Here is an 18,883-nt window from a genome sequence, read left to right as displayed (position 1 = left end):
AAATTTTATTAATAATTACTTTTATTGTTGAAGATGATTTAAAAATAATAATATTTAATAAACTTATTGAAGCTTTATATAATGCTTCAATAAGTTCTAGTAATTCTTATCCATGAGATAATAAAAAAGTTTTATTCTACTTTTTCTTTTGGTTTATAACCTTGTGTAGCAATAATTTCCATATAAAAGCTCTCTAAATTTTCTTTCGAAGCTTCATTAATATTTTTTGTTATATCAACAAATTCTATTGTCTTAGCTTCTTCACTATTTTTACCAAACTTACATTGTAAATCCCAAAAATCTACGCCCTCTGGTAAAGGTTTTCTCTTTTCTCTTTTTATGTACTTTCTTATTTCATATTTTATAGCATCTAAAATTCTATCTGGATTTTTATTACCTTCTTTTAAGTTAAATACTTTTTTCATCTAAAAAGTATTCCAAGCTTTAAGTTTTCCATCAAGAGTCATAACCGTTGGAGTTCCTGTAATACCTACTTTTTGACCAATTGCTTTTTGATCTGCAATGATTTTATTGAGTCTTTTTAACTCTTCAGGAGAATATTTTGCATTTTTATACTCAACATTTCCTTTAGAAACCTCATCCATTCTCTTTTCTCTCTCTTCTTGATTTTTTGAACTCAAAATCCATCTACTCATAGCATTTGCATTTTTGTGAAAATCGAGATTAAAAAGAAATACATGAAAAGTTACATCATTTTTAAGTGTTGGCCATTTAGCTTCAAACTTTGTACAAAAAGGACATTCTGGATCTGTAAATACATAAAAGTGTTTTTTACCAGTACCATATGTAAAAGCTTCTTTGCCTTTTAACCAACTAACATCTAAAGGAACGGTAATCACTTTTTTCTTTTTAATATCCATTACTTTAGAACCAAGAATTAAATAATTACCATTTATATCCGTTACTACTTGAAAAGGTCTTCCTGCAGCATCTGTTCCTTTTACTAGATATAAATCTAATTTTTTGCCAATAAGAGCATTTCCTGTGATAGTTCCTTTTATATCTTTAAAAGTCTTTAGGTTGTCAAAGTGCTTATTATCAACAGCATTAGCTCCTGAAGCTAATATCATTGAAAAAACAACTGCTCCCAATACCTTTACAAATTTTCTCATAAATTTTCCTTTTTTTAGTTATTTGTTTTAACTTATTTGATTTACATGACGTAATAATACATAAATTTAGTAAATAAATTTTCTATCAAATGCTTATAAACTAATTTTTTTGAGTTTTATTCAATCTTTTTTTAAAACTTGCTGGGTCAATGTATTTTCCACTCACTACTTCATTTTCTTTTATAACTTTATTGATTTTTGGCTGATATGTAGGTTTATGAGTCTTCAAACTCTTATCAACTTCTATATTTTCAATAAGTCCAGCTTTTAAACTCTCTAGTACCATAAGTACTCTATCTAAATTCTCATTACTTACTTTAAGTGTTATTTTACTCATTTAATTTCTTTTATTACGGCCTCATCCCATAAGGCATATGCACGACTTCCATTAGACTTCATCTGCCCACCTGCTGCTTTGCCTTCTTTTGTCATTTCGTAATTTTTACCTTTTTTTTCTAAATAACCTAACTCTACAAGTTTTTTATTTACTTCATTTGTTTTCATTTCTAATTGAACTGCTATTTTTGAAGTAGTGAGTTTTGAAGACTCTTTTTGTTTTTTTGTACTTTTTGCTTTTTCTTCTGCCATTTTCTGCCTTTTTTTCTTTACTTATATTAATAAATGATTATACCTCAATTTTTGATGAACATTTAATATTTTAAATGTAACAATATATTTACTATACTACAGTAAAATATTTCAAAATTATAAGGACAAGTACGTGCAAGAGAATCTAATAACAAAAAACATCGAACTCAATACAGGAACTATTGAAGAAAAAAGAGACCAAATACGAGAATACTTTTTAAAAACTTACGAGCTTTTTGAGAAGCAGTTTGAAATATTTGTAGATGACAGCGTCTTTTATGAAAGACCAGAGTCTTTACGTCATCAACTTATTTTTTATTTTGGTCATACTGCTACTTTTTATATAAATAAAATGATTTTTGGAAAATATATCTCTGAGCGTATCAATCCAAAATATGAATCTATGTTTGCTATTGGTGTTGATGAGATGAGTTGGGATGACCTCAACACAGTACATTATGATTGGCCTAGTGTTGATGAAGTACGACAGTATAGAGAAAAAACAAAAGAAGTCGTTTTAAACTACATAGACAATGTAAACTTTAGTATGCCTATCACTTGGGAAAATCCTATGTGGGTTATTCTGATGGGTATTGAACATGAGCGTATACATGTAGAGACTTCTTCAGTACTTCATAGACAACTTAACATCTCAAAAGTAAAAGAACACCCTTGTTTTGAGATATGCGATGACATTAAAAACAGTTATCCCCAAAATGAACTCTTAGATGTAAAAGGCTTACATGTAAACCTAACAAAAACAAAAGATGGAAAGTTTTATGGCTGGGATAATGAGTATGGAGAGTATGAAGAAAATGTAGAAGACTTCAAAGCTTCAAAGTATCTTGTAAGTAATGGAGAGTTTTTAGAGTTTGTTGAAAATGGTGGATACACTACAGATGAATTTTGGAGCGATGAGGGAAAAAGATGGAAAGCGTACACAAAAGCCCTGCATCCTACTTTTTGGATAAAACAAAAAGATGCTTACATGTACAGAGCCTTAACCAAACTTTTACCACTACCACTCAACTGGCCAGTTGATGTAAACTATCTTGAAGCAGAAGCTTTTTGTAACTACAAAAGTAAAAAACTCTCTCTTAATATCTCTTTGCCTAGTGAAGCAATGTACAGCTGTCTAAGACAAACTTGTGGTATCAAAAATGAAATAAACGTAGATGCAAACATCAACTTCAAACACTTTAGCTCTTCAATGCCAGTTGATAGGTTTGAGCATGATGGTTTCTTTGATGTAGTGGGTAATGTATGGCAATGGACAACAACTCCAATAGATGGATTTGAGGGATTTAAGGTGCATCCTTTGTATGATGACTTTAGTGTTCCTACATTTGATGGCAGACATAACATCTTTAAAGGTGGCTCATGGGCATCTACAGGAAATGAAGTCTTAGGCGATAGTAGATTTGCCTTTAGAAGACACTTTTTCCAACATGCTGGTTTTAGATATGTACAAAGTACACAACAAAGCACAGAAAAACACGAGTATTATGAAAAAGATGAAATTATCTCTCAGTATTGTGAATTTCACTATGGAAGCGAATACCTTGGTGTTTCAAACTTTTTGCAAAAAGTCTCTAACATAGCTAACAAATATGCAAAAAACAGTTCAAGTGTTTTAGATATTGGGTGTAGTGTGGGTCGTGCTTCGTTTGAGTTGGCAAAAAGTTTTGATAAGGTAGTAGGTATAGACTTTTCAGCAAGATTTATTAACGTTGCCCAAGCTTTAAAAGACAATGGAGTTTTAAGATACGAGAACAAAGTAGAAGGTGACATTACTGAACCAAAAGAAGTAACACTTAAATCTCTTGAGCTCGATACAGTTGATATGAACAAAATAGAGTTTTGGCAAGGAGATGCTTGTAACCTCAAAGCACACTTTGAAAACTATGACATGATTATCGCTATAAACTTACTTGATAGACTTTATGATCCTGAACTCTTTTTAAGAGATATAGGAAAAAGACTGAATCCTGAGGGTATTTTTATCGTAGGAAGTCCTTTTACCTGGAGTGATGAATACGTAGAGAAAAAACACTGGCTAGGTGGTAAGATTGAAGGTGAGACTAAAATCTACTCACAAGAGAGACTCGGTGAAATCCTCAGTGATGAGTTTGAACCAGTGGATGAGCCTTTTAATGTAGAGTTTGTTATACAAGAACACGTAAGAAAATACCAACACACTTTTTCTAAATTTTCAGTTTGGAAGAAAAAATAGTGATTCAAAGTAAACTGTACTCATATATCTTAGTATGTGTACAGTTTACATGTATAACTCTACTTATCTTTTTAAATCCTACTATGTTTTACAAACCACTTTGTTTAGCGATATTTGCTTTAGGTATAGTGATGTTTGTATATATCCTTTATAATGTAAAGACACTAAACTTTAACATTATCCCTGAGATAAAACAAAATGCTACTCTCGTTACAACAGGTGTTTACAAATATATACGCCATCCCATGTACTTTGCCCTCTTCCTTACCATGCTTTCACCTTTTAGTGCAAATCTAAACACTAATAATCTTTTTTTGTGTGTAGTTTTAGTACTTGCTCTTTTTTTAAAGGCAAAAAAAGAGGAGATGCTTTGGGCTCATAAGTCAGATAGTTATAAAAAGTATATGCAACATACAAAGATGTTTTTACCTTTTATTTTATAACATGTTAACAAAAAGAAGTTAAAACAGGCTCCGAAATATTTTTTTCTATATGTATTTTTGTAATAAGGATAAATATATCGTAAAGATCTTTATCATTTTGTTGCGCAATCTCTTTTAAAGTATCATTGGTATTTTGAACTTTAACATGATGTAAAGGGAGTTCATTTTCTATTTGAGTTATATCCCAATGAAAAAAAGTAGCGAGCTCTTTTAAAGGTTTATTTTTAATATTTTGGATAATCAAAGATTTATTGTCTTCATTATGCAACTGTTTTTTAGCCAATATATCTTTAAACTCTTGTATAAGTTTTCTTAGGCTACATCTTCTTAACCATGTATGTAAAACAAAAAATAAAATAATTACTGCAGCTGCTAAGTGATGTAAAATAGTATTTGTTTTTGTATAAAAATCAAGTGCAAAAGCTGTACCAGTAATGTATAAAGTAATTAAAGATATAACAATACAAACAAGAGTAAAAACTTTAATGATTGTTTCATTTTTTTTTCTATCCAACAGTTTCTCCTTGCTCATCTATTGATTTTCATTAGCAAATAAACGCTCAAAAGAATAGACTTCATTAGTATAAGTGTATAACAAGTTTATAGCACTAGTATAGCTAAAAATTTCTACTTTGAATGTTGTATTATCTATACATGTAAACACTTAAAATATTGGGCACTCTTTACCATAACAGTATTGGTTATATCTTTTTTGATCACATTTTATATCCTCAGTTGTTTTTAGTTGGACTCCTAAAAACTCTTTGGAAAATTTACTTGCTAATTTAAGAGAAGTCCAAACTTCTCTATTACAACATCTAGCTGCTTCATACTCTGAAATCTCTTTTAAAACTTTAGAAGTTACTTGTTGTGCCATAGCTCTTGATTTTTTAGTTACAGGAGAGGATTCTAAAAGTATTGCAAAACCTATACCTACACCATTAGCTGCCCCACACATCCCCAAAAATCCACAAGCACCCCCTATTACACTAGAACCTCTTGAAAGTGCTGTTTGAAGTGCATTTTTTGGTATTTGATTCCCTAAGTTTTTATAGCAAGTCACTATGATAGCTGGGACCATTGCATGGTGTTCAGGTCCATGTTTAGGGATAGAAGGATGCTCTCTTATATCATGAAAAAGTTCTATCATATCTGTTTTTGTTGAACTCTGGCAGATTTGTTCTATAACTACTAAAGCTTCTTTAGAGTGACAAGCATCACAAACAAAATGACCATCTTTACATGTAACACTACTTTGAGATTTAATTTTGCAGTAAAAACACTCTACCGCTTCAGTCGTATTGGCATAAATAAGTGGTGATTTACACACCATACAATTTACATTATGTTTTGGTTTAAAAGTAGAAAAAGTAAACATTGGTTTTTTTTCTTCTGGGGGTAAGGCACATGAACAAGATTCGCCTTCTTGATTACGCACATCTCCTTTTTCATCAAGAATAAAAAGAACAGATGAGAGTGCATCGGCATACTCTTTTGCAATTTTATTTTTGATTCCTTTAAAGAGTTGTGTGCCATCTTCTAAAGCTATACTTTCTCCAAGTCCTTTATAAATGACTTCTACCATTTCATCTTTTTTGGGCTTGTAAGCTTTAAATGTAAGAGAATAAAACTTTTCTCCATGAACTTCTCTATAAGAAAATCTTTTAAGAAACTCTACTCCCTTAAAACCTGATTCTTTTAGTAATCCTAAAAGGTGTTGTTGCGTTAAAGCACCAGCGATACACTCGCCACTAAGCTTTGCATCATTACGAATAAGAGCACTCGCTTCTTCATCACACACAACATCAGAAACAACAAGCCTTCCTCCTGGTTTTAAAACTCTAAAAATTTCACTAAAAAGTTCTCTTTTGTGAGACGAAAGATTTAAAACACAATTTGAAGTGATAACATCAAAACTCTCTTTTTCCAGTGGCAGTTTTTCAAGATAACCCTTATGAAATTCTAAATTTGAGAAACCTAGATTTTTAGCTACCTCTTTGGCTCCAGCATTTGCAATATCTAACATAGAATCAAGCATATCTACGCCAACTACTTTTCCATTTTTACCAACAAGTTTTGAAGCTATAAAACACTCTATTCCTCTTCCACTTCCCAAATCAAGATGCTTTTGTGCTTCTTCTAAATTTGCTTCTAAGATAGGACTTCCACAACCATATCCACGAAAACGGTATTTATCAGGAATGTGTGCTAAGTACTCTTCTTCATAACAAGCAGGGTTGAGGATATCTTCTTTATCTTCATTTGCAGCGTCTGTATAAAACTCTTTTACAAAACTAAGTGATTCACTCTGCCCTGTTGCAATTAAACAGTTTGCATGAGTATGAGCCACACCATCACTTGCCCCACAAGTATATAAAATATCTCCCATTTCCAAACAAAGACTTGGACTCTGAGATATTACGTCAAACTTTTTTGCTTCACATGTAATCAAATATAAAGCTAGTTTCTCATGAAGTGACTCATAAGGATCATCGCCTAAAAGAGTTTTTGCAAAAGAAAAACTATGGTCTAAATCTCCTCCACCTAAGATATAACGCATAGTTGAGTTTAGATTTGTGATACTTTGCATCTCAATATCTTTCGCCACAGCACTTTGCAATGCTTCAGCTATATTATCCCCATCCATTACAAGTTCACTCACCCCTACCATCGCAGCACTTGGATAAAACTTACCATCATAACCCAAAGCGAGTGTTGTTCTTCCTGAGCTTGAACCATCATGAACTGTTCCTTTTGGAGCAAAAACTTGTGTTTTTAATGCTTCAAAATTATCTATATACATGCCAAGCTCTTGGGCTTTTGTATGTGCATCTATTAGAGTTTTATAGATAGTATCCATCTCTAAAAGTGACTCATCTTTGGCTCTTCCTAAGCTAAATTGCCACAAAAAGTGTATATGAGTTGCACCAAAATGGTGGATTTGTTCTATCACTTGATTGATATTTTTAATATTTATTTGTGTTAAACAAGTAGAGATTGAAAACGAGTATCCCTCTTGTCTCAACCAAATAAGATTTTTTTCTAACTTTGCAAAACTTCCTTTTCCCCGTATGCTATCGTGCTCTTCTTCTAAACCATCAAGGCTGATTTGTAACGAAAGTCTGTTTTTATCTAACGTTTTTTTTGAAAGAGTTTTTTGAGCTAACATACCATTGGTAAGCACAACTACTTTTGTTGTATCAAAACTCAATACAAACTCAATAATCTCTACAATATCATCTCTAACAAAAGGCTCACCTCCACTTAAAACAAACAATCTACATCCCAAATCATACGCTTCTTTGATATGTTCTTGCATAAATTCTTTGCTTAAAGTATCTTTGTCTTGGATTGATGAGCTAAACAAGCAGTGCGTACACTCTATGTTACATCTGTTGGTTACATGTAACCAAAATTCTTCAAGGTTTTTTTGTGATTTTGACTCTGTTTTTACATAAACTTTCGGATTTGGTAAGGAGATACGATTGAGCAGTTTTTCATACTCAAAACTTTTGTTTCCTTCTTGTAAAAGAGTATCCGCTTTTTTATTTGGAACAAACCAATCTGCACTATGCTTATAAAAATATACTGGGGTATTATCAAAAACTATTCTATTCCAATTTTCTTCAAAAGTTTGCATTTCTAATCCATATTATAAAAAATTACATCTTGGTACAACTCGAAAGAATAAAGAGAGTATTTTGTAAAAAATTGCTAAGATGTATGCTTAAATATCTTAAGCCTAAGAGTCAAAATTGTATCTCTTACTCACTTATAAGCAGATAAACTTCTTGACATATTTTTTCTCTTTGAGTAGTATTTTAAAAATTTAAAAGAGTAGCATGCAAGAATATAACTTTTTATTGAAAAATTGTGCATTATTAAAACTTTTAGAGCTATCCAAAATATCTATAAAAGAGATAGGAGATGGTAATCTCAATTTTGTTTATAAGATAAATGATGATACAAACACCTATGCACTCAAACATGCAAAACCTTATCTTAAAATGCTTGGAACCCAGTTCAAACTCACACAAAAAAGAGTTCTTGCTGAAATGAATTCTATGGAATATTTTCACTCTATTGCTCCTCAATTTATACCAAAAATTTATCTCAAAGATGAAAAAGAGTTCTTTTTTGTGATGAAGTATCTCAAAGATTACTCTTCTATGAGAGAAGTTTCAAACAATAGTTTTGTTTATGAATCTCTTGGTGAGTTTTTGTTTTTAGTAGCGACAAACAATCCAAAAAACAACTTATATTATGAATGTGAAGAGTTAAAAGAGATAACAAAAAATTATGTGTTTGAGTATCCTTTTATAAAAGACCATGAAGCATTGGTTATAAAAGATGATTTTCCTCAAATTGTATTTTCAAAAGAGTTTTTAGCCAACAAAGAAGTACTCAAAAAGCTCTTTTTAGATTCAAAAAAAACGCTCATACATGGAGATTTACATACTGATTCTATCATGATACAAAAAGACAAAATTGCCATAATAGATAGTGAATTTTCACTCTTTAGTGATATCTCTTTTGACATAGGAAATCTCTTAGCTCACACACTTTTTAACACTATTGCTTTTAAAAATAAAGAGTATGAAAAAAAAATCACCCTCTTATTTAGTAAACTAAAAAGCTTACCTGATTTTCAAGAGATACTACAAAACAGTATAGGATTTTGTTCTATTGAGATGGCAAGAAGACTTTATGTACCAGCAAAATCAAAAGATTTAGAAGCTATAAAAGAACCTTTAAATAAACAAAAAGCCTATGAATTGAGTTTTGAAATAGCTGACTTTTTAGGTGCAAATTATAAAAATTTTACAGATATAAAATCTTTTTTGCAAAGACTTAAAACATGGCTTTAAAACAAGCACTTATCTACTTTGCAAAAGAGCCAACCAAAGGAAAAGTCAAAACAAGACTTGCTAAGAGTATAGGTGAAGTAGAAGCAAAAAAGATATATGAGCTTATGTTGGGGCATTTACTAGGTTTACATGTAAAAGAAAATATAGACACATTTGTAGCACTTTTACCTTTTACACAAGAGTTTGAAAAAGCTTTTCAAAATCAGGATATTTTTTTACAAGAAGGTGAAAATATAGGTCAAAAAATGGCAAATGCCTTTGAAAAAGTATTTGCTCTTGGTTATGAAAGTGCTGTTTTAGTTGGCGCAGATATACCTAGTCTTGATGAAAACATCCTTCATGAAGCATTTACTAAACTACAAACTCATGAAACTATCCTATCTCCCACAAGAGACGATGGATACTACCTCATAGGCTTTCAAAAAAATAGTTTTACTAAAAATGCTTTTACAATTGACTTTTCAAACGATGTTTATACACAAACTAAAAAAGCCTTAAAACACTTAAATGTGTATGAAGGAAAAAAACTTTTTGATATAGATTATGTAGAAGATTTGCGTACACTATTATATCACTCAAAAGAGAATACAAATAAAAAACTTTGTTTACATGTAAAGACCCTTTTAGACTCATTTCCAAAGATAAGTGTCATAATACCTGTCTATTATGAAAAACAAAATCTTCCTATAACCATAAAACATTTAAAAGATATGGCAAAAAATAGTTCCTTTGAAATCATCGTGTGTGATACCCCACAAAACACAACGATAGGAGATATAAAAGACTCTTCTATCCTTACATGTAAAGCAAAAAAAGCAGGAAGAGCCTATCAACTCAACGAAGCAGCTTCAAGGGCTAAAGGAGAGATACTTCTTTTTTTACACGCTGATACGCATTTGCCAAAACATTGGGATGAACTTCTTTGTTTACATATAGAGAGTGGCACAGTTGCTGGAGCCTTTAAACTAGGTATCTTTTCAAATCACTTTTTTCTCAAACTCATAGAAATCCTTGCAAATCTAAGAGTTTTTTTCACAAATACTCCTTATGGTGACCAAGCACAATTTTTCACTTCAAATCTTTTTCAAACTATAAAAGGTTATGATGAAATAGCTCTTATGGAAGATATAGCCATCATAAAAAAAGTCCATAAAAAAAACATCAAAGTAAAAATTCTGAATGAAAAAGTTTATACAAGTGATAGAAGATGGTTAAAAGAAGGGATTTTTTACACAAGTTTTCGCAACAGAATCCTAAGTACTCTCTACTTTTTTGGTGTCTCTCCAAAGATATTAAAAAAGTTTTATAAATAATTAGTATTTAAATTCGACTTTTACTTCCTTTAACTTTGAAAGAATTTTAAGATTTCCTGTACTAATATTTCTGGTTTTTCTTCTATAACTAAATGACCTGCGTTAGGAATTGTAACAAGTTTTGAATTCTCTATTTTTCTTTGGAGTTCGTTACCTTGCTTACAAGGGATCCACGTATCTTCTTCTCCCCATAAAATAAGAACTGGACTTCTTACTTCATTGAATTTTTCTTGAAAATCATCAGTAAACTTTGAATCAGCTTGAGCAATTTGTCTATAAAAGGCTGATTTTCCTTGCACTCCACACCATGGAGCTAGAATTCCATCAATAGTTGTTTGATTTAATTTTTGATGTGCAGCTGTTTTTATATAAGCTTCAACAATTGCTAAATGAATATAATCAGGTACAGCAGAAAATGCCATTTCATATTTTTCAATATGCTTAAAAAATGGGGATCCCCAAGGTGATAAAGCAACAGGGTCAATAACAACTATTTTATAAAAATCTCTTTTATCCAAAATATGATTTCTAAAAACTGTTGTTCCCCCAAAATCATGACCAACGATAAATGGTTTCTCAATTTGCCAATAATCAATTAAAGAATCCAAAAGTCGATTTTGAATACCTAATGAAACATCTGCTTCACTCTTGTCTGAACTACCGTAACCTAAAAGATCAAAATAATAAACCTTGTAATAAGAAGAAAGCCCTTTAATTAAATGACGAAGATTAAAAGAGGACCAAGGAGTTCCATGCACTAACACAACAGGCACTCCTTCTCCTTGGATACCATATCTAACCTCTCGTCCTTCAAATTCATAACTAAAAGGAAGATTCCAACTGCTCATTTTAAATTCCTCGTGTATTTAGATAAGCTAAATTATAACATTAAATTTAACCATTGATTTTCGCTATAATCACACCCATGAAACAAATAACCGACATAAATGACCAAAATATTTCAGAATTTATCTCTTTAAAACAATCAAGTGTAGATGAAAAATATGTTGTAGTTGAGAGTAAAAACGTCTTTAAAAAACTTTTTAAAAATGACATCAAGATACACAAAGTATTTTGTACTGATGAAAATTTAGAGTTTATAAATGAACATTGTCAAAAAAAAGATTTTCCTATATACACTGCAAATAATGAACTTATGAAAAAAATAGTAGGACATAAAATCCATCAAGGCATGATGGCGGTTATTGATAAACCAAAGTATGTCTCTTATGAGCAGATACAAGACAATGTTGTAGTTTTAAACGGACTTACCTCTCCTGAAAACGTGGGCTCGATTGTACGTTCTTGTGCAGCATTTGGTATTGGAACACTTATCATAGATGAAAAGACTTGTTCTCCATTTTTGCGACGTTGTATCCGTGTCTCCACAGGAAATCTCTTTAACATCAAAGTATATAAATCTACTAATCTTTTAGAAGATTTAAAAAAACTTCAAAAAGAGGGTTATTCTCTCCTCTCAACAGCAAACTCATCCAAAGCAGTAAGTCTGCAAAAATATAAATTTACTCCAAAATCTATAATTGTTATAGGAAGTGAAGGACATGGAGCGGAAAAAGAAGTTTTAGACTTATCAGATACTATATTAAAAATAGACATTGATGATGAGGTAACAAGTTTAAATGCTGCGATTGCAGCTTCTATTGTTCTGTATCAATTGAGTGTACAATAAAACTAACTTTTACCTTTACATGTAAAACTTACAAGTATTTAGATGCATCAGAAGGTGTATCTATATCTACACATAAAGATGAATCTATATTTACATACAAACATTTATTGCTATTGAGTATCTCTTTGGCTCCTTTATCTGAATTTAATTTTGCCAATTCTTTATAATAAATTTGTGGAAATATTGCCGGTACTTTAAAGCCTTTACTATTAGAATACTTAGAGGCAATAATATTTTGCTTGTTTTCATAAGATAATTTAACTAGATTACTATAATGTTCATTTAAAATAAAAGGTTGATCACACAACATAATTAAACTATGAGGAAAAGTTTTAGTAGCATCAATACCACAAGCAATAGAACTACCAATGCCCTCTTTATAATGTTTGTTATGTACAATTGTAACATTATATGATTTGATTACTTCTCTACAGTCTTGGGCAGAAGAACCTAAAACAACAAAAACATTTTCTGAAATTTCTAACGCTTTTTTTACACTATTTTCTAAAAGCGTTTTATTTTGGTATTCTAAAAGTTGTTTTGATTCTCCATTCATTCTAGAAGAACTACCTGCAGCTAAAATAATAACTGCAATAATTTTAGATTTTTGCATTTTTTTTTGCTTCAATTTGTGCACAAATAGCTAGTGCTATGGACTGATGAGTATCACCACCAATACTTAAACCAATTGGTGCAAAAAATCGTGAATCATTTTGCAGATTAAACTTTTCTGTTTTTTTTCTCATATTTGTCTTATTTCCCATTATGCCAATGTACTCTACATTTGAATCTAAAACTGCTTTGAGATATATATCATCCATTTGTGGACTATGACTTAAAATAACTGCTGCATTATATGAATCAAAATTTATGTTCATAACATCTTCAGTATTCTCAACTCCCATTAGTACATCAGCATCTTTAACATACTTATCATCTATATTTTTATCAATAACTGTTGTTGTCCATCCCATCAGATTAGCCATAGCAATCATTGATGATACATGAGAGCCTGAACCAAAAATTAAAATAGAGTAAGGAGCTTCAATTGTTTGATAAAACTTATCATCTTCTAATTTAGTTTGCATTTTTTCATCAATTATTTCAAAATCACTATTATGGATTGAACGTACTAATGTTTTATTTATGTTGTTCATAGCATACGTTAAAGCACCAAAATTTTCTTCATAAAAAAATGGTTGGATAAAATAGTTACTAATTCCATGTCCTACAGATTTATCTTTAGGAATATTTTCAAAATTAACAGAATCTTTACTTTTCAATGATTGATCTGCCAATTCTAAAATCTTCTTATGTAAATATTTGCTACCTAAAACACCTGTAAATTCACCTTCTGAATTTACAAGCATCATATTTCCACTTTTTGTATAAGTTGAACCTGACGTATGTGTTACACTTACGACTACAATATTTTGTTTATTTTGTTTACATTTATCTATAAACTGTACAAACTCTTTATTTAAAAACATTTTTTATCCTAATTTAATAGGAAAACTTGTATATCTTTTCCCTGTAACATCATATAAAGCATTTATAACTGCTGCAAACATAGGAGGAACTCCTGGCTCACCTATCCCACCAATTTTTTCTCCAGAATTAATAATTTCCACATTAATACTATCTGGTGCATCAGATATCCTTGCTACATTATAATCATAAAAATTATTTTGTTCTGCAGCACCATCTTTAATAGTAATCTCAGCATATTTAACATAACCCAATGTAAAGTTCACTGAACTTATAATCTGATTTTCTACATTTAATGGATTAAAAGAATATCCACAATCCACAGCACACCATACTTTTTCTACTTTAAAGTCCTTCTCTTTTAGCTTAACTTTTACAACGTATGCCACAATACTTCCAAAAGATTTTGCTATAGCAACACCATAACCACTATTTTTTTCTCTCTTATACCAGTTTGATTGTTTGGCAACATTTTTTAATAAATTTATAAATCGTGCATCTTGTAAATTTTTAATTCTAAAATCCATTGGATCTATTTTTGATGCAACTGCAGCTTGGTCTATTATATTTTCCACAATTGGAGCCGAAATCGTATGCCCAACAGATCGTAACCACAATACAGGGATAGGTGATTGAGGACAAAATGCTCTTAAATTGTGACTAGTAACTTTATAAGGATGATTTTCTAGACCTTCTCTTTGTGTTTTATCAATACCATTTTTAAACATAAATTTTTCAAAAATTGTACCTTGTGTAATAGATTGATTAACAATATCTGATTCAAATGCCGTAATATTACCATCATTGTCTACAGCCATCTTAGCACGACTAACTGCCATTGGTCTATAATTAGCCATTTTGATATCATCTTCTCTTGTCCAAAGTGTCATTACTGGCCATGGTTCATTTTTTGCAACATAAGAGGCATCTATAATAAAATCAAAATTCACAGCACCACGTCTGCCAAAACTACTTCCTAAATAAGTATTATGATATTCAATCTTTTGAGGCTCAATCTCTAAGATTTGAGCACACTTGTCTCTTGATAAATTTTGCATTTGACTACCAACTACCAATAATGCTTTATCTTTGTCATGGTAAACGGTACAGTTTATTGGCTCCATTGGAGCATGTGCTAAAAATGGAAAATAGTACTCAGCTTCAACAACATGACTTGCATTGTGTATTGCTTTTTTTGTATCACCATCTTTTCTCATAGAATGAATATCTTTTTCAAAATAACTTCTATACTCTTTTTTTAAATCAGCTGTACTCGTCTTTACAAATTCACCTGTATCCCATTGCACTACGATTGTATCAACAGCTTGTTTTGCTTGCCACCAATGCTCAGCTATTACTGCTATAGTATTATTTGGAAGTTGTTTTATTTTGAGTACACCAGCCATTGTTTTAGCAACACTGTCATCATAACTTTTGATTTTTGCACCAAATACTTGAGGATGAATAAGTGCTGCATACTTTTGATTTTCTAATCTTACATCTATTCCAAAAATACCTTTACCCGTAATTTTTTCTTGAACTTCTATAGGATGCCTTTTAAGAGGTTTCCCCATGAGCCTATACTCTTTTGGATTTTTAAGTTTAACATCATTTGGTAATTTCATTTTTTGAATGTCATCAACTAAATCTCCATAGGCAAATTTTTCGTTTGTTTTTGTATTTGTTACATAAGAATCTTTTGTTGATATATCAGATAAACTTACTTTCCATCTTTTAGCAGCTGCTTTTTTGAGCATAAGCCTTATTACAGCACCTACTTTACGAACATTTTCTTGATGATATCTTATCGTTCCAGAACCACCTGTAATCATGATTGTAGAGCCTGGTTTATTGTATACAGGAGCTACAGGAGCTGCTTTAAAAACTATCTCATCCCACTTAGCGTCAAGCTCATCTGCAATACATTGAGCTAATCCAGAATAAGCACCTTGTCCCATTTCTGCTTGCCCTAATATAAAAGTGATAGAATTATCTTTATCTATTTGAACAAAAGCATTAGGCTCTAAAATATTGTTTTTTAAAATAGCTGCTGCTTTTCCCTTAATAGGAATATTAAATCCCACTACAAATGCCGTAGTTAAAATAGAACTATTTTTTATAAAATCTCGTCTAGTTATACCCATTATATGTCCTTTGAAGCTTTGAAAATAGCTGTTTTTATTCTATTATATGTTCCACATCTACAGATGTTTCCATCCATAGCATCTAAAATATCTTCTTCACTTGGTTTTGAATTTTCTTTTAATAATCCTGTAGCATTCATAATTTGTCCTGGTTGACAATATCCGCACTGTGCAACATCTTCTTCTTTCCAATGCATCCTTAAAATATTCATTTCTTTATCTTCACTATTTTCAATTGTTGTAATTTTTTTCTCTTTAACTTCACTCAAAAGAGTTTGACACCCTCTTGTAGCAACACCATCAACTAAAACAGTACATGCTCCACACATACCAACGCCACATCCAAATTTTGTTCCTGTTAAGTTTAAATGATCTCTTAAAACCCATAATACTGGAGTGTCTTCAGACACATTATTTAATTCAATTTTTTTATTATTAATTATAATATAGTTCATAATATTCCTTTTAGTTTATTGAGATTTGCACTTTAACTATTATATATTTTTATCACAATATAAGGTAGAAAATTACTCCCCAAAACTTGCCTAATTCTGCAAATTAAGATATAGTTAATTATAAGGAATAATTATGAATGAACTATTTGAACAAACAAGATTAGATTTAGTTGATTTTATTACAAATAAATTTTCTAAGCAAGAAAATATAGAAACAGATATTTCTTCTTTGTACTTATACATGAGATTTTGCCAATCAGAATTTTTGAGTATCGTTTATGAACCTTCGATTTGTATAGTATTACAAGGTTCAAAATCTATTGATTTTGGAAAAGCTCTGTATAGATATTCACCAACAAAATATTTACTAAGTTCCACCCATATTCCAGCTAAAGTAAGAATTGAAGAAGCCACACAAGAAAAACCTCTAGTATCTTTAAAACTAACCTTTTCTATAAAACAAATTTATGAAGTCATGAAAGATATAGAAGATAATACATATCAAAAAAGACAGACAATTGATGAGGGATTATTTTTTGATGAATTCAATAATCAACTCCTTGATCCTATTTCAAGACTAATCAAGTTACTAGATACTCCCAAAAAGAATATTGATTTTCTTTCCCCACTTATTATCAAAGAAATTTTATATGTTTTACTCAATGGGAAAAGTGGTGATTTTTTAAGAGAGTACGTTATGGAAGGTTCCACGACAAATTTAGTTGTCAAAGCAATTACAGAGATAAAAAGCAACTTTACAAAAAACTTATATATTAAAGATTTGTCAAAAAAGATTGGCATGAGCGAATCTTCTTTGTATCATAACTTTAAAAAACTTACTATGATGAGTCCTTTACAATTTCAGAAAAAAATCAGACTTGAAGAAGCAAAAAAAATTATGCTAACTCAAAATATCAATGCATCTAACACAGCATTTTTAGTAGGCTATGAAAGTCCTTCGCAATTTAGTCGCGAATATTCTAGAATGTTTGGTGAATCTCCTAAAGCCCATATTATGCGTTTAAAAACAAATTTTTAATTGTTTAGAATACTAAAATTCTAATTACAATTTACACTTATTTATACTTTTGTATAAAAATTATTGAAAGGAAGTGAAGCTTAAAAACTTTACTTCCTTTCACATGTAATTACTTTGTAGAAGTCGGATATGTTGTTGAAAATGCTTGAGCTATCTTTGTTGAAGCTTCAGCACAAGAAGGGTGTCCCCAGCCACCTGCACTTGCTCCATTTGTAATATCATAAACAATATTATCATTTTTGTCGCTACTAACTCCAGCGGGAACATAATCAAGCTTTAATGCAGATCTTAATTTCCATGCGATATTGTGATCAGCACATGAACTATCACCACTAACACCTAATGCACCAATTAATTTTCCCTTTTTTGTATATAAAGCTAACCCACCACCAAATACATTGACTCCACCGATTTTTTTACCAACCATTGGGTCATTTTTTGTTCCTATTTTCTCACTACTTCCACCATAAGCAACTTTTGTATCTACCGGATTTGAAAATTGTAATCCAAAAAGGCTTCCACCTGGTTGCGTTGCACTAAACAAGTTTGCAGTTGAAAGTGCAAGTCCTGGAAGAGAAAATGCATTTGCAGTATTTGCTTTTTGTGCAGCAATTGCTCTACTTCCTGGCCATTGATCACCTCTATCTTTTCCTGAAAAAGTTACAACTTTTACAACGCCATCTCTATCAACAATTGTTGCCCACATATTTAAGCCAAATCCACCATTTTGCTCAGCTACAACTTTTTTCAATGAAGTCTGTACTTCACTATAAGTTGGTAACTCTTGTGCCACTGCAGCAACTGTTGTTATTGCACTAATTGTACATATTGTTAAAAAAGTTTTTTTAATCATTTCATCCCTTTATTTAGATATAATCTCATATATTCTTATGAATATATAAAAGCGATTCTATCACTAATTAAAAAGGAAAACAAGAAGTTACTTTTTGGTTAGATAGTTCCCTTTTAGTTGGAAATACGACACTATAGAAAAGAGAAAATATGCCAAGTTTGAGAAAAAATAAAGTTCACTGTGAAGATTATAAATCTGAAATTGAAATTACTCTAGAACTTATAAGTGGTAAGTGGGTTGTGTTATTGATTATGTTACTTTGGGAGGAAAAAATAGTAAGATTCAATGAATTTAGAAAAAACTTTCCTGATATTACACAGAAGATGTTATCACAACAATTAAAAAAACTAGAAACATATAAAATAGTTGAAAAAGAAGTTTATCCTGAAGTTCCTCCAAAAGTTGAATATAGATTAACTCAACAAGGGGAAAAACTCATCCCTATACTTGAACAGATGCAGATTTGGGGTGCAACCTATTTAAAAAATAGGTAATTATTTTACCATTTATGTTTTGGTGGCGTATACTCTTTTATAGCTTCTAACAACTTTTCTTGATTATCAGTTTTAATCAACATATCATAGTGCTCTTGTTTTAAAAACTTTTCAGCACACATATGATCTATCATTTCAAATA

General features: G+C 30.7%; 19 protein-coding genes. 7 read left to right on the top strand and 12 right to left on the bottom strand.

Going from position 1 to position 18,883, the window contains the following annotated elements:
- Positions 1 to 131 precede the first annotated feature (131 nt).
- The 4 genes from K354_RS0111855 to K354_RS0111840 all read right to left on the bottom strand — a co-directional run bounded on the left by K354_RS0111855 (position 132) and on the right by K354_RS0111840 (position 1,721).
- Positions 132 to 425, bottom strand: coding sequence for a DUF6172 family protein (locus K354_RS0111855; RefSeq protein ID WP_024955715.1), 294 nt, complete (start codon positions 423 to 425; stop codon positions 132 to 134).
- Positions 426 to 1,133: a thioredoxin fold domain-containing protein gene (locus K354_RS0111850; RefSeq protein WP_024955714.1), complete on the bottom strand. Its 708-nt coding sequence runs from the start codon at positions 1,131 to 1,133 to the stop codon at positions 426 to 428. It abuts the gene before it with no gap.
- Positions 1,134 to 1,233: 100 nt separating this feature from the next.
- Positions 1,234 to 1,470, bottom strand: coding sequence for a hypothetical protein (locus K354_RS0111845; protein WP_024955713.1), 237 nt, complete (start codon positions 1,468 to 1,470; stop codon positions 1,234 to 1,236).
- Positions 1,467 to 1,721: a hypothetical protein gene (locus K354_RS0111840; protein WP_024955712.1), complete on the bottom strand. Its 255-nt coding sequence runs from the start codon at positions 1,719 to 1,721 to the stop codon at positions 1,467 to 1,469. Before K354_RS0111840 ends, K354_RS0111845 begins: the two co-directional genes overlap by 4 nt.
- Positions 1,722 to 1,854: 133 nt before the next feature.
- Between K354_RS0111840 and ovoA the strand changes: the two genes are divergently transcribed.
- Together ovoA and K354_RS0111830 are read left to right on the top strand one after the other, a co-directional pair.
- A complete protein-coding gene (gene ovoA, locus K354_RS0111835) occupies positions 1,855 to 3,954 on the top strand; it encodes a 5-histidylcysteine sulfoxide synthase (RefSeq protein ID WP_024955711.1) in 2,100 nt (699 codons plus the stop codon).
- Positions 3,954 to 4,397 carry a methyltransferase family protein gene (locus K354_RS0111830; RefSeq protein ID WP_156928235.1) on the top strand — a complete coding sequence of 148 codons (444 nt, stop codon included), beginning with the start codon at positions 3,954 to 3,956 and terminating at the stop codon, positions 4,395 to 4,397. Before ovoA ends, K354_RS0111830 begins: the two co-directional genes overlap by 1 nt.
- 4 nt (positions 4,398 to 4,401) lie before the next feature.
- On the opposite strand, the gene K354_RS0111825 is transcribed toward K354_RS0111830, so the two are convergent.
- On the bottom strand, positions 4,402 to 4,911 hold the full coding sequence (locus K354_RS0111825) for a hypothetical protein (protein ID WP_024955709.1): 510 nt from the start codon (positions 4,909 to 4,911) through the stop codon (positions 4,402 to 4,404).
- Between the two features lie 150 nt (positions 4,912 to 5,061).
- Positions 5,062 to 8,037 carry a radical SAM protein gene (locus K354_RS0111820; RefSeq protein WP_024955708.1) on the bottom strand — a complete coding sequence of 992 codons (2,976 nt, stop codon included), beginning with the start codon at positions 8,035 to 8,037 and terminating at the stop codon, positions 5,062 to 5,064.
- A 202-nt stretch (positions 8,038 to 8,239) separates the two neighbouring features.
- On the opposite strand from K354_RS0111820, the gene K354_RS0111815 reads away from it, so the two are divergent.
- Entirely contained in the window at positions 8,240 to 9,265 is a 1,026-nt protein-coding gene (locus K354_RS0111815; protein WP_024955707.1) for a phosphotransferase, read from the top strand.
- The gene (locus K354_RS14800) at positions 9,256 to 10,578 is read left to right on the top strand and encodes a TIGR04283 family arsenosugar biosynthesis glycosyltransferase (protein WP_024955706.1); all 1,323 of its coding nucleotides are present in this window, start codon (positions 9,256 to 9,258) and stop codon (positions 10,576 to 10,578) included. Before K354_RS0111815 ends, K354_RS14800 begins: the two co-directional genes overlap by 10 nt.
- 29 nt (positions 10,579 to 10,607) lie before the next feature.
- On the opposite strand, the gene K354_RS0111805 is transcribed toward K354_RS14800, so the two are convergent.
- A complete protein-coding gene (locus K354_RS0111805; protein WP_024955705.1) occupies positions 10,608 to 11,426 on the bottom strand; it encodes an alpha/beta fold hydrolase in 819 nt (272 codons plus the stop codon).
- Between the two features lie 77 nt (positions 11,427 to 11,503).
- Between K354_RS0111805 and K354_RS0111800 the strand changes: the two genes are divergently transcribed.
- Positions 11,504 to 12,268 carry a TrmH family RNA methyltransferase gene (locus tag K354_RS0111800; RefSeq protein WP_024955704.1) on the top strand — a complete coding sequence of 255 codons (765 nt, stop codon included), beginning with the start codon at positions 11,504 to 11,506 and terminating at the stop codon, positions 12,266 to 12,268.
- A 28-nt stretch (positions 12,269 to 12,296) separates the two neighbouring features.
- Here K354_RS0111800 and K354_RS0111795 read toward each other — a convergent pair whose 3' ends face one another.
- From K354_RS0111795 to K354_RS0111780, 4 genes are read right to left on the bottom strand one after another with little or no spacing between them, the layout of a single operon-like run.
- Entirely contained in the window at positions 12,297 to 12,881 is a 585-nt protein-coding gene (locus K354_RS0111795) for a nucleotidyltransferase family protein (RefSeq protein WP_024955703.1), read from the bottom strand.
- Positions 12,868 to 13,758 (bottom strand): XdhC family protein, encoded by an 891-nt coding sequence (locus K354_RS0111790; protein WP_024955702.1) that lies wholly within the window; start codon positions 13,756 to 13,758, stop codon positions 12,868 to 12,870. Before K354_RS0111790 ends, K354_RS0111795 begins: the two co-directional genes overlap by 14 nt.
- A gap of 3 nt (positions 13,759 to 13,761) precedes the next feature.
- Positions 13,762 to 15,900, bottom strand: coding sequence for a xanthine dehydrogenase family protein molybdopterin-binding subunit (locus tag K354_RS0111785; RefSeq protein WP_024955701.1), 2,139 nt, complete (start codon positions 15,898 to 15,900; stop codon positions 13,762 to 13,764).
- On the bottom strand, positions 15,900 to 16,355 hold the full coding sequence (locus K354_RS0111780) for a (2Fe-2S)-binding protein (protein WP_037940766.1): 456 nt from the start codon (positions 16,353 to 16,355) through the stop codon (positions 15,900 to 15,902). Before K354_RS0111780 ends, K354_RS0111785 begins: the two co-directional genes overlap by 1 nt.
- A 133-nt stretch (positions 16,356 to 16,488) precedes the next feature.
- On the opposite strand from K354_RS0111780, the gene K354_RS0111775 reads away from it, so the two are divergent.
- A complete protein-coding gene (locus K354_RS0111775) occupies positions 16,489 to 17,394 on the top strand; it encodes an AraC family transcriptional regulator (RefSeq protein WP_024955699.1) in 906 nt (301 codons plus the stop codon).
- A gap of 109 nt (positions 17,395 to 17,503) precedes the next feature.
- Here K354_RS0111775 and K354_RS0111770 read toward each other — a convergent pair whose 3' ends face one another.
- Entirely contained in the window at positions 17,504 to 18,247 is a 744-nt protein-coding gene (locus K354_RS0111770) for a GlcG/HbpS family heme-binding protein (protein WP_024955698.1), read from the bottom strand.
- Positions 18,248 to 18,396: 149 nt separating this feature from the next.
- Between K354_RS0111770 and K354_RS0111765 the strand changes: the two genes are divergently transcribed.
- Positions 18,397 to 18,741 (top strand): winged helix-turn-helix transcriptional regulator, encoded by a 345-nt coding sequence (locus tag K354_RS0111765; RefSeq protein WP_024955697.1) that lies wholly within the window; start codon positions 18,397 to 18,399, stop codon positions 18,739 to 18,741.
- Positions 18,742 to 18,883 lie beyond the last annotated feature (142 nt).

Source organism: Sulfurospirillum arcachonense DSM 9755, assembly GCF_000597725.1.
In the GTDB taxonomy this organism is placed as follows: domain Bacteria; phylum Campylobacterota; class Campylobacteria; order Campylobacterales; family Sulfurospirillaceae; genus Sulfurospirillum_A; species Sulfurospirillum_A arcachonense.
This window is presented reverse-complemented; position numbering and strand designations above follow the sequence as displayed.